The sequence below is a fragment of the Raoultella sp. genome, assembly GCF_039594335.1.
Taxonomy (GTDB): domain Bacteria; phylum Pseudomonadota; class Gammaproteobacteria; order Enterobacterales; family Enterobacteriaceae; genus Klebsiella.
In genome coordinates this window covers 12,667-33,290 of sequence record NZ_JBCNNS010000006.1, presented here as the reverse complement: position 1 = coordinate 33,290, position 20,624 = coordinate 12,667, and the positions used below count along the sequence as shown (strand labels likewise).

The following is a 20,624-nucleotide window of genomic DNA, read 5'->3' as shown; positions in this document are numbered from 1 at the left end:
CCTTTTTGGGGATTGCGGGCGATATGAAGATTCTGCAAATCTCTTGCCAGGAAAAAGATGTTTCGGTTTTTTCCCGTACGCGCAGGTGTTGCAGGGGGGGCGAAAGCGGATCAGCAAGACGGTTGCACTCTCCCGGTGCTTACGCCTATGAAAAATGGTGCAGAAAGCAACAAAAAGGCAGGCACCTTTAGCTGACAAATATCAAAAATAATTCGATAATTTTTTTTAGACGCTCGATTTTCACCGGTGGTCGATTTCTGCGGGGTGGCAGAAGCCATGGCCTGCAGACAGTTATCCACTATTCCTGTGGATAACCTTGTGTATTAGAGTTAGAGAACTTGCGGTAAGCTAGAGATTACGCGGCCTGCGGCTGAATTGGCGCGAAACCCATCTTTTGTTTAATATCATTAAATATCAATTAGTTGAATAAAAGCAATGGCTGTAAGGAAAGTGTCACCTGCTGCCACAAAAGATTCACCGCCTTGCTTGACAAATGTTAAATGACATTTTTTTTTGGGGATAACCCTACTGTCTGGCGAATTATTCTGCGGGATGGTCTGTTTTTACCCCAAAACGATGCGCGTGCAGGCGATTTCAGGAACAAACAGTAACAGGGTACTGTTTTTATATCCAGTATTGTTTGTTGGCAAAAGTGAGCGTGAAGGGTAGAATTAAACACCTGCGCATACCACCAGGCGCTTCATCCTTCTTCAGGGCCAGACATATGAGTAAAACGTTCACGTTGCATTCCGCATTCCGTCCTTCTGGCGACCAGCCGGAAGCTATCCGACGCCTGGAAGAAGGGCTGGAAGATGGTCTGGCACACCAAACGCTGCTGGGGGTGACCGGGTCGGGCAAGACGTTCACCATTGCGAACATTATCGCCGATCTGCAGCGTCCGACGATGGTGCTGGCGCCGAATAAGACCCTGGCGGCGCAGCTGTACGGCGAAATGAAAGAGTTTTTCCCGGACAATGCGGTGGAGTATTTTGTCTCCTACTACGATTACTATCAGCCTGAAGCCTATGTGCCGAGCTCGGACACCTTCATCGAAAAAGACGCGTCTGTGAACGAGCATATCGAGCAGATGCGTCTGTCGGCGACTAAAGCCCTGCTTGAGCGGCGCGATGTGGTGGTGGTGGCCTCGGTATCGGCTATCTACGGTCTGGGCGACCCGGATCTCTACCTGAAGATGATGCTGCACCTGACCACCGGCATGCTGATCGACCAGCGGGCGATTTTGCGCCGTCTGGCGGAGCTGCAATATACCCGTAACGATCAGGCCTTCCAGCGCGGTACCTTCCGTGTGCGCGGTGAAGTGATCGATGTCTTCCCGGCGGAATCCGACGATATTGCGCTGCGTATTGAGCTGTTCGATGAAGAGGTTGAGCGGCTGTCGCTGTTCGACCCGCTGACCGGTCAGGTTGAATCGACGATTCCGCGCTATACCATCTACCCGAAAACGCACTACGTGACGCCACGCGAGCGTATCGTTCAGGCGATGGAGGAGATTAAAGTCGAGCTGGCCGACAGGCGGAAGGCGCTGCTGAGCAACAACAAGTTGCTCGAAGAGCAGCGACTGTCCCAGCGGACGCAGTTTGACCTCGAAATGATGAACGAGCTGGGCTACTGCTCGGGCATCGAAAACTACTCGCGCTATCTTTCCGGTCGCGGACCGGGCGAACCGCCGCCGACGCTGTTTGATTACCTGCCGGCAGACGGTTTGCTGGTGATTGATGAATCCCACGTCACTATTCCGCAAATCGGTGGCATGTACCGCGGCGATCGGGCGCGTAAAGAGACATTGGTGGAGTATGGTTTCCGTCTGCCGTCGGCGCTGGATAACCGCCCGCTGAAGTTCGAAGAGTTTGAGGCGCTGGCGCCGCAGACCATTTATGTCTCGGCGACGCCGGGTCCTTATGAGCTGGATAAATCCGGCGATGAGGTGGTCGATCAGGTGGTTCGCCCGACCGGGCTGCTTGACCCGCTTATTGAAGTGCGTCCGGTGGCGACTCAGGTTGATGACCTGCTGTCGGAAATTCGCATCCGCGTCGCCATCAACGAGCGCGTGCTGGTCACCACCTTGACCAAACGGATGGCGGAGGATTTAACGGAGTATCTTGAAGAGCACGGCGAGCGCGTACGCTACCTGCACTCCGATATCGATACCGTGGAGCGCATGGAAATTATCCGCGACCTGCGGCTGGGCGAGTTCGATGTCCTGGTCGGCATCAACCTGCTGCGTGAAGGGCTGGATATGCCGGAAGTATCGCTGGTGGCGATTCTCGACGCCGATAAAGAGGGCTTCCTGCGTTCGGAACGTTCGCTGATTCAGACCATTGGCCGCGCCGCGCGTAACATCAACGGTAAAGCGATTCTATACGGCGATAAGATTACCGCTTCAATGGCGAAAGCCATCAGCGAGACCGAGCGTCGCCGTGAGAAACAGCAGCGCTATAATGAAGAGCACGGCATCACCCCGCAGGGACTGAATAAAAAAGTGGTCGATATTCTGCAACTGGGCAGCAATCTGGCGAAGACGAAAGCCAAGGGCCGCGGAAAATCACGCTCGCCGGTTGAGGCGGATACGCCTGACGTGGCGCTGACGCCAAAAGCGCTGCAGCAGAGAATTCACGAGCTGGAAGGGCAGATGATGCAACATGCGCAGAATCTGGAGTTCGAAGAGGCCGCGCAAATTCGTGACCAGCTGCATCAGCTCCGCGAGCTGTTTATCGCAGCATCCTGAGCCCGCAGGACGCGATGCGCCGCCGCACAGAGCCCGCAGTGTGACGGGACGCCGATTTTTTGTTAGCGCTTTCCGGCTGGCTTAATGTCTGCTTAATCTTGCCAGGCGACACTATCTTCATTCTGATGAGGATAGTGTCATGCAAAAATTAACCTTCCGTGAGTCTCTGACCATTGCCTGCGCTTTTGTTGTGGTTGTCGCTTTTGTCCGTCAGTGGGTGCTGACTTTCTAACGCGAAGGCTTAGGAAACAGAATCCAGCCCCGAACGCCGGGGCCCGGCTGCCGGTTATGTAAGAAGAACTGGGCATCGTGCAACTGAACGATGCGCGTCACAATGCTTAGTCCTAGGCCAATGCCCCCGTAGCGGCTGTCCATGCGGACAAACGCTTTACTCAGTTCGCCAATTTTCGCTTCATCAATTCCCGGACCTTCATCTTCTACGGCCATAATAGGCGTTGTGCCAGCCTGTATGGCGATTTTGACCTTCGATCCCGCCGGGCTATAGCGATGCGCGTTCTCTACCAGATTGCGCAGCACAACGCGCAGCAGCGTGACATCGCCGGAGACGATAACATCCTTGTCATCATCTCCCTCGGGGAAAGAGAGCGCCAGCGTCTGCTGGCGCTCTTCCAGCATATTCTCCAGCTCACCGCGAATCGGTTCGACCACGTCCTCTTTCAGCAGCACGCGCTGGTAGCTCCCGGCGGAAAATGATTGCCCGACGCGCGCCAGTTGCAGCAACTGTGAGATGCTGTTGGTCATCTGATCCAGACGCTGGATCAGCGGACCCACCTCCACGAGGTGCACTTTCGCCATCAGCTCCAGATGCAGACGTAGTCCCGCAAGCGGGGTGCGCAGCTCATGCGCGACGTCAGCGGTGAACAGACGCTCGCGATCGAGGGTTAAGTTAAGGCGAGAAACCAGCTGATTGATCGCCGCCGTCACCGCCGTCACTTCCGGAACGGACTCCGTCAGCGTAATCGGCTGCAGGTTATCCGGCGTTCGGCTCTCCAGCTCAGTTTGCAGGTTCGACAGCGGGCGGGTGATTTTTCTCACCGCCACCAGACTGATGTACAGCGCCAGGCCAACGATCAGCAGGCTGGGTATTAACAGGCTGGCGACCGCCTCGTGCACTTCGTGTTCAACGTGCTTCTGGTTGTTATGCCCTTCGAGGGCGCTCGCCACCAGCAGTTGAATCTGCTCTTTGCTTTCATGCCATAACCAGAACACGCTGATCAGCTGACAGACCACCAGAATAGAGCCGATCGTCAGCAGCAGGCGGTGACGCATGGTCCAGGTTTCTCTTGCGAACAGTGCCATAGCGTTATTCCGTACCTGAATAGTTCACCAGCATATAGCCAAATCCCCTCACGGTACGAATGCGGGCTTTGCCCACTTTTTCGCGCAGGTTATGGATATGAACCTCCAGCGTGTTGGTGGCGGGTTCATTGTCCCAGCTGTAGATATCGTTGTAGAGAATTTCACGGTGTACCGGACTGCCCGCTTTCATCATCAGGCGAGAGAGCAGGGCGTACTCTTTCGGCGTCAGGTCCAGCGCCTCGTTGCCCAGCCACACCAGGCGACGGGTGATGTTCAGCCGCAGGTTACCAACGGCCATTTCGTTGTCACCCTGGTTATTATGGCGGCGAAGCAGCGCGCGGATACGGGCGTTCAGCTCTTCCAACGCGAACGGTTTCACCAGATAGTCATCCGCGCCAGTGTCGAGACCGCTTATGCGGTCTTCAATGGTATCGCGGGCGGTCAGGATCAGCACCGGCTGGCTGAATTTTTCCCGGCGCATTCGCGTCAGGAAGTGCAGGCCATCTTCATCCGGCAGGCCGAGATCGAGTACGATCAGGCTGTAATGGTTGCTGGCGAGGGACAGCGCGGCCTCGTGAGCCGTGGCGACGCCATCACAGACGTATCCTTCGCTTTGCATTGCCAGGATCAGGCCTTGTAACAGGAGTACGTCGTCTTCAATGACTAAGATTTTCATCGGGCGGTCTCGCTTCTGCACGGCGTTAAAATATCATCGGCTGCCCGATACTCGTGGGTATCGACCCCGAGAAGTCCGAGCAAGGTAGAAAACAGATTATCTTGAGAATAAGGGTCTGTTTTAGCTCTTTGTTGCAGGCACTGGCTGGAAACGCCATAGCGCTGTTGGTAGTCCTGAGACAGCCAAATCAGCATCGGCACGTGCTTTTGCGTTTCTGGGGCAATTGACCACGGCAGCCCGTGTAAATAGACACCATCTTCACCCAGAGACTCACCGTGATCGGAGAGGTAAACCAGGCTGGTGGTGAATTTATCCTGCCTGGACTGCAGTAATTTTATCGCCTTATCAACCACATAATCGATATACAGAATCGTATTGTCGTAGGTGTTCGTCAGCTGCTGCTGGGTGCAGCTCTGGATTTCGTTGGTATCGCAGGTCGGAGTGAATTTTTTAAATTCAGCAGGGTAGCGATTGTAATACGTCGGGCCGTGGCTACCGATGGTGTGCAGCACAATAATCCCGTCCTGATGCAGATTGTCGATGTAGCTCTCCAGATTATGGAACAGCACTTCATCGTAACATTCACCTTCGATACACTGGCCGGTCAGGTTCAGGTCGGTCACGTTCTGATGCGGAACGCGATCGCAGGCGCCCTTACAGCCGCCGTCGTTGTCATTCCACAATACCCGAATGCCGGCGCGTTGCAGGATGTCGAGAACGCCTTCCTGATGGTGGGCCAGCTCTTCATCGTAGTGTGCACGTGGCATGTTGGAGAACATGCAGGGAACCGACACTGCGGTGGCCGTGCCGCACGAGGTGGTGTTCGTAAAGTAAATGACATCATCTTGTTTGAGTCGTGGATTGGTCTCGCGTTGGTAGCCGCCCAGCGAGAAATTCTGCGCGCGCGACGTCTCTCCCAGCACCAGGATGGTCAGGTTTTTGCGCGGGCCGCTGCGCATTTCAGGTTTTTGCACGGCATCTTCGCCAATTTTTACCAGTGGCAGGTTGTCCATCTTGTTGTGCGCGTACCACGAGTTGATGGCGACGATGCTGTTCGAGGGGCTCAGGGATTTCACCAGCTCTTTGTTATTGCGAAAGACCGAGGCGTAATCTTTATAAAACAGCGCTGCGACCAGAACGATCAGCAGGGTCGATACGAGGATATTCATCAGACGCACCGCGATGCTGCGCCACAGCGTTTTGGCTTTACTGATTTTTATCCACCAGGCTAAAGCGACCATCAGAACACCAGACAGTCCCAGCGTCATCACCATCTTTCCGGACATCAGAGCGAAGCTTTCCGCCGGCGTGGTATCCAGAATATTGGTAATCATCGCGCGGTCGATGACGACCCCGAAGGTCCAGATAAAATACTGGGCCGAGGCGCTCAGCAAAATAAACAGACTAATGACGAGGCGGTCGAACCTGAGGAAAGAGGCGAGCGTGGTGAGAATATTCATCACGCTGAAGGCAACCACCGGCATGCTGAGGAACACCAGCCAGTTGTGCAGGCCGTTTACCGGCAGCAGGGTGAACACCTGACGATAGAACGCGAGATTGAGCACCAGCCCGACATAGAGGGCAAAAATTATCAGGTAAACCGTACGGCTCATGACCGGCCGACGTAAAGTGAATAACGACATAGCAACAATCCTGGGACTAAGATAGTTGCCATGGTGCCACTTTTATTTTAAGACAACCTTAATATTTTAATATAAAGGTCTGGCGCCTCGTTAGCCGCATCTTCTCGTTACTCGCGAGTTAACCTAAGGCCTGGATTGCTTTTTCCAGCGCGTTACGTAACCGCGCCCGGTCATGGCGATAGGGGACATCGGCGGCATCCAGCGGTGTCTGAACGATCGCCCGGTTTTCCAGGCCGGTAGTCTCGGTTTTCGGCCCAACAACGATGGCATCAATCACCCGCTTGCCAACATAGCGCTCCAGAATCCCGACCCTGTCCGCCAGCGTCAGATTTGCCGCCGGACTGTGTTCTTTGCCGAGATTGTCGATAAAGACCATTGTCGCCGGCGTTCGACGCAGCGCCTGCGCCATCTCATCGAGCAGCAGAATTGGCAGCAGGCTGGTGTAGAAACTTCCCGGCCCTATCAGGATTAAATCGGCTTCTGCGATGGCCTCTACCGCTTCGCGGGTCGCGGGCACCGGCGGGGTGAGCATCAGCTCCTTCGGGACGCAAGGCAACTGGTCGATATTAACTTCGCCATATACTTCATGGCCTTCGTGGTCAATGGCCATCAGATCCACCGGTTGTTCCGACATCGGGATCAGGAATGCGTCCACTTTTAGCAGATTTCTGATTAAATTAATCGCCTCTAAAGGCCGCACGCTCAGGTGATCGAGAGCCTTCAACATCAGATTTCCGAGGTTATGCCCGGAAAGTTCACCATTACCGGCAAAACGGTACTCAAACATCGCTGAGGCAATACTGGGTTCGGCGATCAGCTGGTTAAGACAGTTGCGCATATCGCCCCAGGCAATACCGCCTTCGGAACGACGAATTCGCCCCGTAGAGCCGCCGTTATCGGTGGTCGTGACGATCCCGGTAAGACGTGAGCCGAGCGATGAGAGTGACGACATCACCCGGCCCAGACCGTGTCCCCCGCCAAGTGCCACAACGCGATCAAGATCGGCGAACGTACGAGTGCGCATACACATTCCTTATATCAATTAAACGGGCTCACAGTAACCGATCTACCCCTAAAAGACGATGCCCGGATCCTGACAAAATGACCGATATCAATGCAAAAGCCTGGTTTTTGCCTATTCTGTAACGAAAATGTGCGATTGCATCGATATATACATAATTATATAACGAAAGTGGAAATGGCGAAACTGTCGTTTCCGCGCTACTATCGGCATAACCAGTTAACACTCTAGCCTCTGTGCCTGTGTCGCAAGATATGGTGCTTTGGCCGTGACAGCTTCGCTTGTCGCCAGGGCGTGGGAAGAAATGACCGCGTCTCCCGTATTTGGAAAGGTGTATATGGCTTCACAGCTTACCGATGCATTTGCGCGTAAGTTTTATTACTTGCGCCTGTCGATTACCGATGTGTGTAACTTTCGTTGCACTTACTGCCTGCCAGAGGGTTACAAGCCCGGTGCGGTCACCAACAAAGGCTTTCTCAGCGTTGATGAAGTGCGTCGCGTTACGCGAGCGTTTTCTGCGCTCGGCACCGAGAAGGTGCGCCTGACCGGCGGAGAACCCTCCTTGCGCCGCGACTTTGTCGATATCATCGCCGCCGTACGTGAAAACCGCGCGATTCGCCAGATTGCGGTCACCACCAATGGCTATCGCCTGGCACGCGACGTCATCCAGTGGCGTGATGCCGGACTGACGGCGATTAACGTTAGCGTTGACAGCCTCGATGCGCGCCAGTTTCACGCTATAACCGGGCAGGATAAATTTTACCAGGTCATGGACGGCATTGATGCCGCCTTTGCGGCCGGTTTTGAGAAGGTGAAGGTCAATACAGTGCTGATGCGCGATGTGAACCATCATCAGCTCGATACTTTTCTCGCGTGGATCCAACCCCGACGCATTCAGTTGCGTTTCATTGAGCTTATGGAAACCGGCGAGGGCAGCGACCTGTTCCGACGCCGCCATATTTCCGGCATGGTGCTGCGCGACGAACTGCTGCGTCGCGGCTGGATTCACCAGATCAGCCAGCGCAGCGACGGCCCGGCCCAGGTCTTTTGCCACCCGGACTACGCCGGAGAAATCGGCTTAATCATGCCGTATGAGAAAGATTTCTGCGCCAGCTGCAACCGTCTTCGCGTTTCCTCCGTCGGTAAACTGCACCTGTGTCTGTTCGGCGATGGCGGCGTGGAACTGCGCGACCTGCTGGTCGAGGACCAGCAGCAGGCGGCGCTGGAAGCGCGCATCACCGAAGCATTAACCCATAAAAAACAAACCCATTTCCTGCATCAGGGCAACACCGGTATTACGCAAAACCTGTCGTATATTGGCGGATAATTCATTCTAAAGGAGCGAACAGATGAGTCAGGCCAGCGCTGAGTTTAACCCGACCCGTATTGCTATACTCACCGTTTCCAGTCGGCGTGGCGAAGAGGATGATACCTCCGGCCATTGGCTGCGCGATGCGGCGCAGGAAGCGGGCCACCGTATTGTCGATAAGGCAATTGTTAAAGAGAACCGCTATGATATCCGTGCCCGGGTCTCGGCGTGGATAGCCAGCGATGATGTACAGGTGGTGCTCATCACCGGTGGTACCGGGTTTACCGATGGCGATCAGGTGCCGGAAGCGCTGCGACCGCTGTTTGACCGTGAAGTCGAAGGGTTCGGCGAAGTTTTCCGCATGCTTTCCTTCGAGGAAATCGGCACATCGACGCTGCAATCCCGGGCCATTGCCGGCATGGCGAATCGCACGCTGATTTTTGTCATGCCGGGTTCAACCAAAGCCTGCCGTACCGCGTGGGAAAATATCATTGCTCCGCAGCTCGATGCCCGTACGCGCCCATGTAACTTTATCTCTCATCTTAAGAAATAAGCGATGTCACAACTCACCCATATTAACGCTGCCGGCGAGGCACACATGGTCGACGTTTCTGCCAAGGCCGAGACGGTACGCGAAGCCCGGGCTGAAGCCTATGTTGAAATGCACCCGGCGACGCTGGCCATGATCATCGACGGCAGCCACCATAAAGGCGATGTCTTCGCCACTGCCCGCATTGCCGGTATCCAGGCGGCAAAACGCACCTGGGAGCTGATCCCGCTGTGCCATCCGCTGATGTTGAGTAAAGTCGAGGTCAATTTACAGGCCCAGCCGGAACGCAATCGGGTACGCATCGAGTCGCTGTGCTGTCTGACCGGCAAAACCGGCGTGGAGATGGAGGCGCTGACCGCCGCCTCTGTGGCAGCGCTGACGATTTACGATATGTGCAAAGCGGTGCAAAAAGATATGGTGATTGGCCCGCTGCGTCTGCTGGCGAAAAGCGGTGGCAAATCCGGAGATTTCAAGGCGGAAGAGACGTATGATTAAGATTCTGTTTTTTGCTCAGGTGCGTGAGTTGGTTGGCACCGAATCCCTGGCCCTTGAGGTAGATTCGCTGTCGACGGTCGAGACCGTGCGGCGCCAGCTTGCCGGACGCAGCGAACGTTGGGCGCTGGCGCTGGAGGAGGGCAAGCTGCTGGCGGCGGTAAACCAGACGCTGACTCCCTTTGACCATCCTCTGGTATCCGGCGACGAAGTGGCGTTTTTTCCGCCGGTTACGGGAGGTTAAATGACGCAGACTCGCATTATCGTCAGCCACGACCGTTTTTGCGTTGGCGGCGAATATCCGTGGCTGGCCGAGCGCGATGAAGATGGCGCGGTGGTCACTTTTACTGGAAAAGTACGTAACCATAATCTCGGTGACAGCGTTCAGGCGCTGACCCTCGAACACTATCCGGGAATGACGGAGAAGTCGCTGACGGAAATCGTTGAGCTGGCGCGGGAGCGCTGGCCGCTCGGCCGGGTGACGGTGATTCACCGCATTGGCGAAATGTGGCCAGGCGAAGAGATTGTGTTCGTTGGCGTGACCAGCGCGCACCGCAGCTGTGCTTTTGCCGCCGGGGAATTCATTATGGATTACCTGAAAACCCGCGCGCCGTTCTGGAAACGGGAAGCGACAGCGGAAGGTGAACGCTGGGTGGATGCGCGCGATAGCGATCGCCAGGCGGCAGAGCGCTGGTAGTGTGGTACGCTTAATAAGAGAAACGTGTTAATCAGGAGACAGTCATGGACAGATTCCCTCGTTCAGATTCTATTGTTCAGGCGCGCAGCGGCCTGCAAACCTATATGGCTCAGGTGTACGGCTGGATGACGGTCGGGCTGCTGTTGACGGCATTTATTGCCTGGTTTGCCGCCAATACGCCAGCGGTAATGATGTTCGTCTTTTCCAGTAAAATTACCTTTTTTGGTTTGATTATCGCCCAGCTGGCACTGGTATTCGTGCTCTCAGGGATGGTGCAGCGCCTGAGCGCAGGGATGGCGACTACGTTGTTTATGCTCTATTCGGCGCTGACCGGATTGACGCTATCCAGCATCTTCCTCGTCTACACCTATTCGTCAATTGCCAGCACCTTTGTGGTCAGCGGCGGGATGTTTGGGATAATGAGCCTGTATGGCTATACCACTAAGCGCGATCTCAGCGGTTTTGGCAATATGCTGTTTATGGCCTTGATTGGCATCGTCCTGGCGTCACTGGTCAACTTCTGGCTGAAGAGCGAAGCGCTGATGTGGGCTATTACCTATATCGGGGTGATCGTGTTTGTCGGCCTGACCGCTTACGACACTCAGAAGCTGAAAAACATCGGCGAGCAGATCGATACCCGCGACACTTCAACGCTGCGTAAGTACTCCATTCTCGGCGCGTTGACGCTCTATCTGGACTTTATCAACCTGTTCCTGATGCTGCTGCGTATTTTCGGCAACCGCCGTTAACGCCGTTGGTGCCCGGGCTGCGTCTGGCCCGGGAACCGCGGATTATCCCCGGTCATCAATCTTATTCGCCCGCCAGCTTACGCTGATTCTTTTCGCGTAATGTTTTCGCCCGACTCTCCAGCAGCAGATAGCCGACGGTAGCGATAAGCAGCGGCAAAAAGTAATACAGCGCGCGCCAGGCCAGCAGGGCGGCAATAATCGCCCCGCGGCTAATCGACTCGGCGGAAAGCATGGCGATAAAAACGGCTTCCAGCACGCCGATCCCGGCAGGAATATGCACAATGGCGCCGGCAATACTGCTGATCAGAAGTACGCCCAGTACGAGGAAATAATCGACCTGTTGCGCCATCAGCAGCCAGATAATCGCGCCCATCACCATCCAGTTTGCCACCGAAAGTGCCATTTGTAGCAGAGCGAACCGCCATGAAGGCAGCACCAGCCGTTGGCCTTTAATCGTCAGATGGCGCCGGCGGGCGAACGCGCAGGCCCATAGATAAAGCGCGCTTATCGCCAGCAGTCCGCCTCCGATGAGCCGCAGCGTGCCCTGGCTGATATACCAGTGCGCCGGTAGTGCCACCAGATTGGCGGTGAAAATCACGCCGCCCAGCAGAATAAAGCCCAGCCAGTTGGTGGTGATGCTCAATGAGAAAATGCGGGTAATGGTTCCGCCGCTCAAACCGAGACGGGAATAGAGCCGGTAGCGCATACCGATACCGCCAACCCAGGTACTGAGGGTCAGATTAAAGGCGTAGCAGATAAACGACACCAGCATCACCTGCCGTTTCGCCAGTTTATGTCCGCACCAGGCACGTCCCAGCAAATCGTAGCAGCCATAAATCAGGTAGCTTGCTATTGTCAGCCCCACGGCGCTGAGCAGGGCGCTGCGATCATAGTGACGAATCACCATCCACACTGCCTGCCAGTCCACTTTTTGCGCATAAACCACCAGCAGGGCCGTTACGGCGAGAAGGAAAATGACGGTAAAGATCTTTTTCGCCATCCGCCTGCGAGGGTGTGATTTTGCCATCAGGGTTTCACCTCCTGATTCGTCGCATCCAGCCGATCCTGGGTTTCAATTTCTGGCTGCACCGGCGGGCGCACCCGCGCCAGATGCGGCGTATGGGCAGGCAGCCAGCCGATCCACGCCGGGAAGTGACGCAGAAAGTGGAATGCCAGTACGCTCTTAGCCAAATTCCACCAGCTGCGCTTTGGCAGCATCGATTTGTCCACCTGCTGACAGTCCTCGGCGATCAGTCCGTTGAGGTTATCGCGCAAAGCCTGGTTGAACTGGCGATCGTGGATAATCAGGTTAGCTTCCAGATTTAATGAGAGGCTGAGCGGGTCAAGATTGCTTGAGCCAACGGTGGCCCAGTGGTCGTCGGCGAGGGCTACTTTGCCGTGCAGCGGCCGGCGTCGATACTCAAAAACCTGTACACCCCCGTTGACCAGATAGCGATACAGCAGACGGGCGCCGACTTTAACGATTGGAATATCCGGCTCGCCTTGCACAATCAGCTTAACTCGCACGCCGCGGCGCGCGGCGTTGCGCATCGCATGCAGCAGCCGGTAGCCGGGGAAAAAGTAGGCGTTGGCAATGATCACTTCCCGGCGGGCATTAGCCAGCATCTTGAGATAATGACGTTCAATATCATCGCGATGTTCTTGATTATCCCGCCAGACAAACAGCGCCTGCGCTTCTCCGGGGCGGCGATTGATCTCCGGCTGGTGTCGACGCCGACGCCACCAGCGGCGCGTCTCTTCGCTGGCCGGGAGATTTTCCAGCTCAAATTGCAGGATATCCAGCACCACCGGCCCCTCCACCTGAACGGCATAATCCTGTTTTGCCTCCGGGCCGTAATCGGTCATGTGTTCGGCGGAGTAATTAATGCCCCCGACGAACGCGGTGGTCTCATCGATAACCACGATTTTGCGGTGCATGCGGCGAAACAGATTCGTTCGCATGCCGAACAGACGCGGGCGCGGATCGTAGTAACGAAAAATCACGCCGGCTGTGCTCAGTTCGTTCACGAAACGTTCGCTCAGGTCGGGAGAACCGTAGCCGTCGAGCAGCACTTCGACCCTTATCCCGCGGCGTGCGGCTTTTAGCAGCACGGCGTGTAGCTGCCAGCCGACATCATCTTCAAACCAGATAAACGTTTCGAGGATCACTTTTCGCTGCGCGCGACCGATGGCGGTAAACAGCGCCGGGTAATAGTTATCCCCGTTCTCCAGTAGTTGAATGCGGTTTCCTTCCTGCCAGCGGCATTTCATAGATGAATCTCCACGCTCAGCGGGGCATGATCAGAGAGGTGACGCCAGGGACGAAGTGGCAAAGCCGTCGGGTGGCTGGCATGCGCATTTTTCACGTAGATCCGGTCAAGGCGCAGGAGCGGAAAACGCGCCGGGAAGGTTCTCGCCGGGCGGCCATGGGCGCGGGTAAAGATCTCCTCCAGTCCGGCCTGCGACTTTAGCACCCGGTTGGCCTGCTGGCGCCAGTCGTTAAAATCGCCAGCCACTACCACCGGCTGCTGGGTGGGCAGGTCGTTGACCCGCCGGGCGAGCATCGCAAGCTGGGCCGATCGCTGCCGCGCACTCAGGCCGAGGTGAACACAAAACAGGTGCAGCGCCGCGGCGCTTTGCGGCGGAATAATCCGACAGTAGAGCAGACCGCGCTTTTCGCTGTCGCCAACGGAGATATCGACATTTTCATCATATTCAATAGGAAAGCGGGAGAGCACGGCATTGCCGTGATGACCCTCCGGGTAGACCGCGTTGCGTCCGTAGGCGTAATCGCTCCATAGGGTATCGGCAAGAAACTCATAGTGGCTGCGGTCCGGCCAGTTTTCGATATGCAGCGAATGAATCTCATGCGCTCCGATGACCTCCTGCAGACAGACGATGTCGGCACTGACGCTTCGGATGGCGTCGCGCAGTGCCGGCAACATGAAACGTCGATTAAACGTCGTAAAGCCTTTGTGAATGTTAATAGTCAGCACGTTTAACGAAGATCTGCACGTTTGCTCAGCCATATTTCTCCGGTCAATGTCACTTTCCTGAATGAAATAGTGTAGTAGGTGTCACAAAAAGATGCGGTGTTCCGGAATTTTCCGTAAAGTGCGGTACTCTGAGTTACAGATAAAGATCCTTCAGGAGAGAAGCCATGAAGTGGCAACAACGTGTACGCGTCGCAACTGGCCTCAGTTGCTGGCAGATTATGTTGCATCTACTGGTCGTGGCCGTACTGGTGATGGGTTGGATGAGTGGCGCGCTGGTTCGCGTCGGATTAGGGCTGTGCGTACTGTACGGCGTCACATTACTGTCGATGCTGTTTTTACAGCGTCACCACGAAGCACGCTGGCGTGATGTCGGTGACTTCCTTGAGGAACTCACCACCACCTGGTACTTTGGCGTAGCGGTTATTGTGCTGTGGTTGCTTTCGCGTGTCCTGCACAATAATCTGCTGCTGGCCGTCGCCGGGGTGGCGATTCTGGCAGGTCCGGCAGTGGTGTCACTGTTGGCGAAAGATAAAAGATACGCTAAATCGTTCGGGCTACAACAAGGTGGCAACGCAGCGAATCCCCAGAAACATAGATAACGATGTGACTGGGGGAGCGAGGAGAGCCAACGCAGTTGTGGCTTGAACGATAATGAGTATTACGCGATCTTTCTGCGGAACATCGCATACGCCGCTGAGCCGGTCGTGGCCGCTATGACCAGTAGCGGCCACAAACTTCCCCAGATAATCTCCAGACTCGCATCCTTCAAATAAATCTGCTTGGTGATATCAGTAAAGTGACGAATCGGGTTTATCCATGTCACGTCCTGCAGCCACTGCGGCATATTCTCAACCGGCGAGACGTAGCCGGAGAGCAGGATCGCCGGCATCATAAAGACGAAAACGCCGATAAAGGCCTGCTGCTGGGTTGAGCACAAAGATGAAATCAGCAGACCGAACCCCACCAGCGACAGACCGTAAATGACCATCGTAAAGTAAAACAGCAGCAGCGAACCGGCGAACGGGATTTGATACGCCCAGATGCCGATAGCCAGCACGATGCTCGCCTGCAGCGTGGCGACAATCAGCGCCGGGACCGCTTTACCGACGAAAATTTGCCAGGTGGCCAGCGGCGAAACCAGTAGCTGATCGAGCGTGCCTTGCTCCCGCTCGCGGGCCACCGAGAGCGAAGTGACGATCATCACGCCGATGGTGGTGATCATCGCGATCAGCGACGGAACCACAAACCATTTGTAATCGAGATTCGGGTTATACCAGTTGCGAACGATCAGCTCACTGTTGTTCGGCTTCGCTTTCCCTTCCAGCAGCTCTTGCTGATAGTTTTTGACGATCTGCTGGAGATAGTTGGCGGCGATTTGCGCGCTGTTCGAGTTACGACCGTCCAGTAAGAGCTGGAGCGGCGCGGGCTGGTTGGTGTCGAGATTGCGCGAGAAGTCCGCCGGAAAGCGGATGAGTAGCAGCGCTTTTTGCTCATCAATCGTCGGGCGGATCTCCTGCGGGCTCTTGAGGATCATCACATGGGTGAAGGCCTTTGCCCGGGCGAAACGCTGGGTCAGCTCCACCGCGTGACGGCCATTGTCTTCGTTGTAGATGGCGATGGTGGCATTGGTCACCTCCAGCGTCGCGGCGAAGGGAAACAGCAGCACCTGAATCAGCACCGGCATAATCAAAATGGCGCGCGTTTGCGGTTCGCGCAGCAGCGATTGCAGCTCTTTACGAATCAATGTCCATAAGCGATGAAACATAGTACTTTCCTCATGTCGGGTGGCGCGGCGCTTACCCGACCAACATGGCTCGCTGGCGTGGTAAGCTTAACGCCACCGGGCAAAATACCAGCGCCAGGATTAATCCAACCGACGTTTGGTTTTCAACCAGGTAAGGCCGATAAACATCACCGCCGAAACAATTAAAAACAGCGTGTTCACCAGTAGCACCACCGAAATATTACCGGCAAGGAACAGGCTTTGCAGCGTGCTGACGAAATAGCGGGCCGGGATGATGTAGGTCACCGCGCGGATCACCGCCGGCATACTGTCGATCTGGAAAATAAACCCGGAGAGCATGATTGAGGGCAGAAAAGCGGCGTTCAGCGCGACCTGCGCGGCGTTAAACTGGTTGCGGGTGATGGTCGAAATGAGCAGGCCCATCCCGAGAGTGCTGAGCAAAAACAGGCTGGTTATCAGGAACAGAATCACCAGCGAACCGCGAAACGGCACGCCGAGGATGAATACTGCCACCAGCATGCACAGCAGCATCGCCAGCATGCCGAGGAAATAGTAGGGAATCAGCTTACACAGCAGCAGCTCTGCGCGGGTGATTTCCGTCGACAGCAGCGCCTCCATGGTCCCGCGCTCCCATTCGCGGGCCACCACCAGCGAGGTCAGAATCGCGCCGACCACCGTCATAATGATGGTAATGGCGCCGGGAATAATAAAATGCTGGCTGATGGCTGCGGAGTTAAACCAGTAGCGCATCTGCACATCAATCAGCGGTTCGAAGGTCTCCCCGCGATCTTCCGCGCGCTGCTGCTGCCAGATTTGCCAGATACCTTCGACGTAGCCCTGGGCAAAGTTGGCGGTATTGGGTTCGCTGCCGTCAGTAATCAGTTGGATGGGCGCATCATCGCCGGGGCGCGCCATCTTCTGGTCGAAATCCACCGGGATGACCACCAGTCCACGGATGCGCCCGGCCTGCATCATCTCAATCAACAGCTGGCGATTGTCGCTGACGGTGGCGTCAATATAGGGTGAGCCGGTCATGGCATGGACGAAATCCAGAGCCTCTTCGCTTTGTTGTTCCAGCAGTATGCCGACTTTGAGTTTGCTGGAGTCGAGGTTGATCCCGTAGCCGAAGATAAACAGCAGCAGCAACGGAATGATTACCGCAATCAGCCAGCTGCTGGGGTCGCGGACGATCTGCCGCGTCTCTTTGACGCACAGGGCGCGCACGCGTCGCCATGACAGGATTTTAGCGCTCACCGGCATTCTCCTTATCCCAGTCGTGAATCAAGGTGATAAAGGCCTGCTCCATCGTGGGATCGGGCTGTTGATCATTTGCCGCCTGAGCTTTTAGCGCATCCGGCGTGCCGCTGGCGATCAGCTTGCCGTGATACACCAGACCAATGCGATCGCAATATTCGGCCTCATCCATAAAGTGGGTCGTCACCATCACCGTCACCCCTTTGTCCACCATGCTATTAATATGCAGCCAGAACTCGCGGCGGGTGATGGGGTCGACGCCTGACGTCGGCTCATCGAGAAACAGAATATCGGGTTCATGCATCAGCGAGCAGGCCAGCGCCAGACGCTGCTTGTAGCCCAACGGCAGCTCATCGGCCGCATGGCCGGCGATGTTTTTCAGACCAAATGCGTCGCTCATCCGGGCGATTTTTTCGTTCTGGACTCTACCCCGCAGGCCGTAAACGCCCGAGAAGAAGCTCAGGTTTTGCTCCACGGTCAGGTTGCCGTACAGTGAAAACTTCTGCGCCATGTAACCGAGACGCTGGCGCGCCTTCCCGGAGCTGACTTTCAGGTCCATTCCCAGTACCAGCGCTTTGCCGGAGGTTGGCACCAGCAGGCCGCACATCATTTTAAAGGTGGTGGATTTGCCGGCGCCGTTAGGGCCGAGCAGACCGAAAATTTCCCCTCGTTTGACGCTGAAATCGATGTGGTCGGTGGCGGCGAAGTCGCCGAATTTTTTGGTCAGGCTTTGTGCGGCAATCACCGTTTCATCGGCTGTACCCCCTACGCGATGGATAATTTCGCCCAGCGGCGATTCCGCGGTCGCGGCACCACCCAGCAGATCGATGAATGCGTCTTCAAAGCGCGGCGCGGTTTCGGTAATCTCCAGCGTCGGCATGCTAGCGTTGCGTTGCACCTCTTCAACGGTGGCCTCTTTTTTCAGGATCAGGCGGACCGATTTCCCCTGAATCACGCCATCGCTGATCTGCGGCAGCTTCAGCGCCCGTTGCAGAAGGCGACGGTTATTTTCCTCGCGGCTGGAGACGAGGAAACTGCGGCCGGCCATGGTTTGGGTCAATGCTTTCGGCTCACCCTGATAAAGCAGCTGGCCTTCATTCATTAGCAGGACGTCGCGGCACTGTTCTGCTTCATCAAGGTAGGAGGTGCTCCAGAGGATCAGCATCCCGTCGCCCGCCAGTTCATGCACCATTTGCCACAGTTCACGGCGGGAAATGGGGTCAACCCCGACGCCTGGTTCATCGAGCAGCAGGACTTTTGGCTCGCCCACCAGGGTGCAGGCGAGGCCCAGTTTCTGCTTCATCCCGCCGGAAAGCTTCCCCGCCAGGCGTTCGGTAAAGGGGCCGAGGGAGGTAAATTCCAGCAGGCGAGAGAAGGTTTTCCTGCGCGTCTCGCCGGTAACGCTGCGCAGGTCGGCATACAGCGTGAGGTTTTCCATGACCGTCAGGTCTTCGTACAGGCCAAATTTTTGCGGCATATAGCCGAGCACCGCGTGCAGCGCGCTGTCGTCGGCAATCGGGTCGAAACCGATCACTCTGGCGGCGCCGCCATCGGCCTTCAGTAGTCCGGCGAGCATGCGCATCAAGGTGGTTTTCCCGGCGCCGTCAGGGCCGACCAGACCGGTAACATAGCCAGCGTGGATGGTGCAGTTGAGCGGTGCTACGGCGGGGCGGTCCATGCCGGCGAAGCGGCGGGTTAGCCCGCTGAGCGTGATAACGTCCTCACTCATGTCCGTTCCCGTTGCTGAAGGTCACGGTCACCGGCATCCCCTGGCGCAGCGAATCATCCGCATCGGTGACAACAATACGCAGGCGATAGACGAGGTCGGTACGTAAATCTGGCGTCTCTACGGTCTTCGGCGTAAATTCGGCGCTCGGCGACACAAAGCCAATTTTGCCATGCCAGGGTTGATTCGGGCGACTATCGGTATAGAGCAGCACTTCTCGTCCGGGCACCGCCTGACCGAGATTTTTTTCATCAATGTAGGCACGGACCCATACCGGATGGGTCAGCGACAGCGTCATGACCGTGCCGCCGGCGCTGAGCATGCTGCCCGGTTCGACGGCGCGGGTCATCAGCGTGCCGTCGGAAGGGGCGGTAAGCGTGGTATCGTGCAGGTCGAGTCTGGCCTGCGCCAGGGCCGCCTGCGCCTGTTCAAGGCTGGCTTTGGCCTGGGCGATTTCCTGCGGGCGGTTGCCGGCACGATACTGGCGTAGCTTGTCCTGCGCGGACTTCAGCGTCGCCTGAGCCTGGTCGCGTGAGGAGCGGGCATTTTCCACATCGTTAACCGAGATGGCGCTGTTCTGACGCAGCCCCAACTGGCGCTGGTAGAAGTTCTGCGCATAATCGTATGCGGCCTGCGCTTGTTTGACGGCGGCGGCGGCCTGGGCTATCTCTTCCGCTCGGTAGCCGGCCATCATCAGGTCATACTGCGCCTGAGCGGTGGAGACATTCGCCTGAGCCTGCTGTAAAGCGTTTTCATACGGGGCGCGATCGAGCTGACCTAATATTTGCCCGGCCTGAATCTTATCGCCTTCATCAACGTTCAGCGAGGCCAGTCGCCCGCCGACGCGGAAGCTCATGTTCACGGTGCGAATATCGACGTTGCCATACAGGGTCAGTTCCCTCTGCTGGCTGCTTTGATACCACCACCAGCCGCCGCCGAATGCGGCAATCAGCAGCAGCACTAACAGAACGATGATGACGGGTTTTTTCATGATCCCAAGCTCCTTTGCAATAACCCTTGCAGAACGAAATCAATATGGCAGGCGATAACCTGATAAATTTGCTCAGTTTTTTCTTCGTCGAACTGCGTCCATCCGGTCCGCAGCAAAATGGTTTCCCGCCCCAGTCGGAAGGCGAGAATTTCGCCCAACAGCGCGTGGGTGTGCAGAATCATTGGTGTGTCATCGGCATCAAGGCCGGTAAATGCGGCGATCAGGCGGGTCAGATAGCGATGGAGCGGTGCGATCACCTGACAGTGGATTAGCTGGTAGGCCGGGGTAGGGGAAAGTTGCTCGCGGGAGATGAATTTGCTCAAATTGACCGTGTCATCCTGGGTCAACAGCAAAATCATATTCTGGCAGGCGCGCAGAATCAGTCCCCGAATCGCCGCTTTATCCGGCGAAGGGGTCGCCAGCAACGTTTCCGCCGCTTCGGCATGCGGACGAAAATTATGGCTGATAAAATCGGCAATCCACTGGGCGCAGGCGAGATAGAGATCGTCCTTGGAGCCAAAATAGTAGGGGATCGCCGCAATATTTTGCCCGGCCTGTGCGGCAATATCGCGGGTGGTTGCGTGCAGGCCGTATTCGCCGAACTGGGCGATGGCTGCGGCAATCAGCTGGCTTCTGGCTTGTTCGCCTTTGGTGGTTACCGGAGTTGTCGTCATCGCACTATAAAAATTAATCAATCGATTGATTAAGAA

Annotated in this window: 20 protein-coding genes and 1 riboswitch; of the genes, 8 read left to right on the top strand and 12 right to left on the bottom strand. The window is 56.1% G+C overall.

The window, feature by feature from the left end; translation table 11 throughout:
- Positions 1 to 724: 724 nt before the first annotated feature.
- Entirely contained in the window at positions 725 to 2,746 is a 2,022-nt protein-coding gene (uvrB, locus tag ACZAHD_RS01795; RefSeq protein ID WP_462455268.1) for an excinuclease ABC subunit UvrB, read from the top strand.
- Between the two features lie 228 nt (positions 2,747 to 2,974).
- Here uvrB and pmrB read toward each other — a convergent pair whose 3' ends face one another.
- The 4 genes from pmrB to yvcK all read right to left on the bottom strand — a co-directional run bounded on the left by pmrB (position 2,975) and on the right by yvcK (position 7,409).
- Positions 2,975 to 4,066 (bottom strand): two-component system sensor histidine kinase PmrB, encoded by a 1,092-nt coding sequence (pmrB, locus tag ACZAHD_RS01790; protein WP_462455267.1) that lies wholly within the window; start codon positions 4,064 to 4,066, stop codon positions 2,975 to 2,977.
- Between the two features lie 4 nt (positions 4,067 to 4,070).
- On the bottom strand, positions 4,071 to 4,742 hold the full coding sequence (gene pmrA, locus ACZAHD_RS01785) for a two-component system response regulator PmrA (RefSeq protein WP_462455266.1): 672 nt from the start codon (positions 4,740 to 4,742) through the stop codon (positions 4,071 to 4,073).
- The gene (gene eptA / locus ACZAHD_RS01780; protein ID WP_462455265.1) at positions 4,739 to 6,385 is read right to left on the bottom strand and encodes a phosphoethanolamine transferase EptA; all 1,647 of its coding nucleotides are present in this window, start codon (positions 6,383 to 6,385) and stop codon (positions 4,739 to 4,741) included. The genes pmrA and eptA overlap by 4 nt, the downstream gene beginning before the upstream one ends.
- A gap of 118 nt (positions 6,386 to 6,503) precedes the next feature.
- Positions 6,504 to 7,409, bottom strand: coding sequence for a uridine diphosphate-N-acetylglucosamine-binding protein YvcK (gene yvcK, locus ACZAHD_RS01775; RefSeq protein WP_462455264.1), 906 nt, complete (start codon positions 7,407 to 7,409; stop codon positions 6,504 to 6,506).
- A gap of 208 nt (positions 7,410 to 7,617) precedes the next feature.
- A riboswitch (molybdenum cofactor riboswitch) is annotated at positions 7,618 to 7,756 on the top strand.
- On the opposite strand from yvcK, the gene moaA reads away from it, so the two are divergent.
- From moaA to ACZAHD_RS01745, 6 genes are all read left to right on the top strand, one after another.
- Positions 7,744 to 8,733 carry a GTP 3',8-cyclase MoaA gene (gene moaA / locus ACZAHD_RS01770; protein WP_462455263.1) on the top strand — a complete coding sequence of 330 codons (990 nt, stop codon included), beginning with the start codon at positions 7,744 to 7,746 and terminating at the stop codon, positions 8,731 to 8,733. Its footprint overlaps the riboswitch before it by 13 nt.
- 22 nt (positions 8,734 to 8,755) lie before the next feature.
- Complete coding sequence (gene moaB, locus ACZAHD_RS01765; protein ID WP_462455262.1) at positions 8,756 to 9,268, top strand: molybdenum cofactor biosynthesis protein B; 513 nt, start codon at positions 8,756 to 8,758, stop codon at positions 9,266 to 9,268.
- A gap of 3 nt (positions 9,269 to 9,271) precedes the next feature.
- Positions 9,272 to 9,760, top strand: coding sequence for a cyclic pyranopterin monophosphate synthase MoaC (gene moaC, locus ACZAHD_RS01760; RefSeq protein WP_462455261.1), 489 nt, complete (start codon positions 9,272 to 9,274; stop codon positions 9,758 to 9,760).
- Positions 9,753 to 10,001, top strand: coding sequence for a molybdopterin synthase sulfur carrier subunit (moaD, locus tag ACZAHD_RS01755; RefSeq protein WP_462455260.1), 249 nt, complete (start codon positions 9,753 to 9,755; stop codon positions 9,999 to 10,001). Before moaC ends, moaD begins: the two co-directional genes overlap by 8 nt.
- A complete protein-coding gene (moaE, locus tag ACZAHD_RS01750; protein ID WP_462455259.1) occupies positions 10,002 to 10,454 on the top strand; it encodes a molybdopterin synthase catalytic subunit MoaE in 453 nt (150 codons plus the stop codon).
- Positions 10,455 to 10,498: 44 nt separating this feature from the next.
- A complete protein-coding gene (locus ACZAHD_RS01745) occupies positions 10,499 to 11,203 on the top strand; it encodes a Bax inhibitor-1/YccA family protein (protein ID WP_462455258.1) in 705 nt (234 codons plus the stop codon).
- Positions 11,204 to 11,264: 61 nt separating this feature from the next.
- On the opposite strand, the gene ACZAHD_RS01740 is transcribed toward ACZAHD_RS01745, so the two are convergent.
- The 3 genes from ACZAHD_RS01740 to ACZAHD_RS01730 are packed head-to-tail and all read right to left on the bottom strand — an operon-like array spanning position 11,265 to position 14,232.
- Positions 11,265 to 12,230: a lysylphosphatidylglycerol synthase domain-containing protein gene (locus ACZAHD_RS01740; RefSeq protein ID WP_462455257.1), complete on the bottom strand. Its 966-nt coding sequence runs from the start codon at positions 12,228 to 12,230 to the stop codon at positions 11,265 to 11,267.
- The gene (gene clsB / locus ACZAHD_RS01735; protein ID WP_462455256.1) at positions 12,230 to 13,474 is read right to left on the bottom strand and encodes a cardiolipin synthase ClsB; all 1,245 of its coding nucleotides are present in this window, start codon (positions 13,472 to 13,474) and stop codon (positions 12,230 to 12,232) included. The genes ACZAHD_RS01740 and clsB overlap by 1 nt, the downstream gene beginning before the upstream one ends.
- On the bottom strand, positions 13,471 to 14,232 hold the full coding sequence (locus ACZAHD_RS01730; protein ID WP_462455255.1) for an endonuclease/exonuclease/phosphatase family protein: 762 nt from the start codon (positions 14,230 to 14,232) through the stop codon (positions 13,471 to 13,473). The genes clsB and ACZAHD_RS01730 overlap by 4 nt, the downstream gene beginning before the upstream one ends.
- Before the next feature lie 131 nt (positions 14,233 to 14,363).
- Here ACZAHD_RS01730 and ACZAHD_RS01725 point away from each other — a divergent pair, with 131 nt between their 5' ends.
- Positions 14,364 to 14,798, top strand: coding sequence for a YbhQ family protein (locus tag ACZAHD_RS01725; protein WP_462455254.1), 435 nt, complete (start codon positions 14,364 to 14,366; stop codon positions 14,796 to 14,798).
- A gap of 59 nt (positions 14,799 to 14,857) precedes the next feature.
- Here the strand turns inward: ACZAHD_RS01725 and ACZAHD_RS01720 are convergent, their stop codons facing one another.
- From ACZAHD_RS01720 to cecR, 5 genes are all read right to left on the bottom strand, one after another.
- Positions 14,858 to 15,964, bottom strand: a complete 1,107-nt coding sequence (locus tag ACZAHD_RS01720) for an ABC transporter permease (protein WP_462455253.1) — start codon at positions 15,962 to 15,964, stop codon at positions 14,858 to 14,860.
- Positions 15,965 to 16,063: 99 nt separating this feature from the next.
- Entirely contained in the window at positions 16,064 to 17,197 is a 1,134-nt protein-coding gene (locus ACZAHD_RS01715; protein WP_462455252.1) for an ABC transporter permease, read from the bottom strand.
- Positions 17,187 to 18,926, bottom strand: coding sequence for an ATP-binding cassette domain-containing protein (locus ACZAHD_RS01710; protein WP_462455251.1), 1,740 nt, complete (start codon positions 18,924 to 18,926; stop codon positions 17,187 to 17,189). The genes ACZAHD_RS01715 and ACZAHD_RS01710 overlap by 11 nt, the downstream gene beginning before the upstream one ends.
- On the bottom strand, positions 18,919 to 19,914 hold the full coding sequence (gene hlyD, locus ACZAHD_RS01705; protein WP_462455250.1) for a secretion protein HlyD: 996 nt from the start codon (positions 19,912 to 19,914) through the stop codon (positions 18,919 to 18,921). The genes ACZAHD_RS01710 and hlyD overlap by 8 nt, the downstream gene beginning before the upstream one ends.
- Positions 19,911 to 20,588 (bottom strand): transcriptional regulator CecR, encoded by a 678-nt coding sequence (gene cecR / locus ACZAHD_RS01700; protein ID WP_462455249.1) that lies wholly within the window; start codon positions 20,586 to 20,588, stop codon positions 19,911 to 19,913. Before cecR ends, hlyD begins: the two co-directional genes overlap by 4 nt.
- Between the last annotated feature and the right edge of the window lie 36 nt (positions 20,589 to 20,624).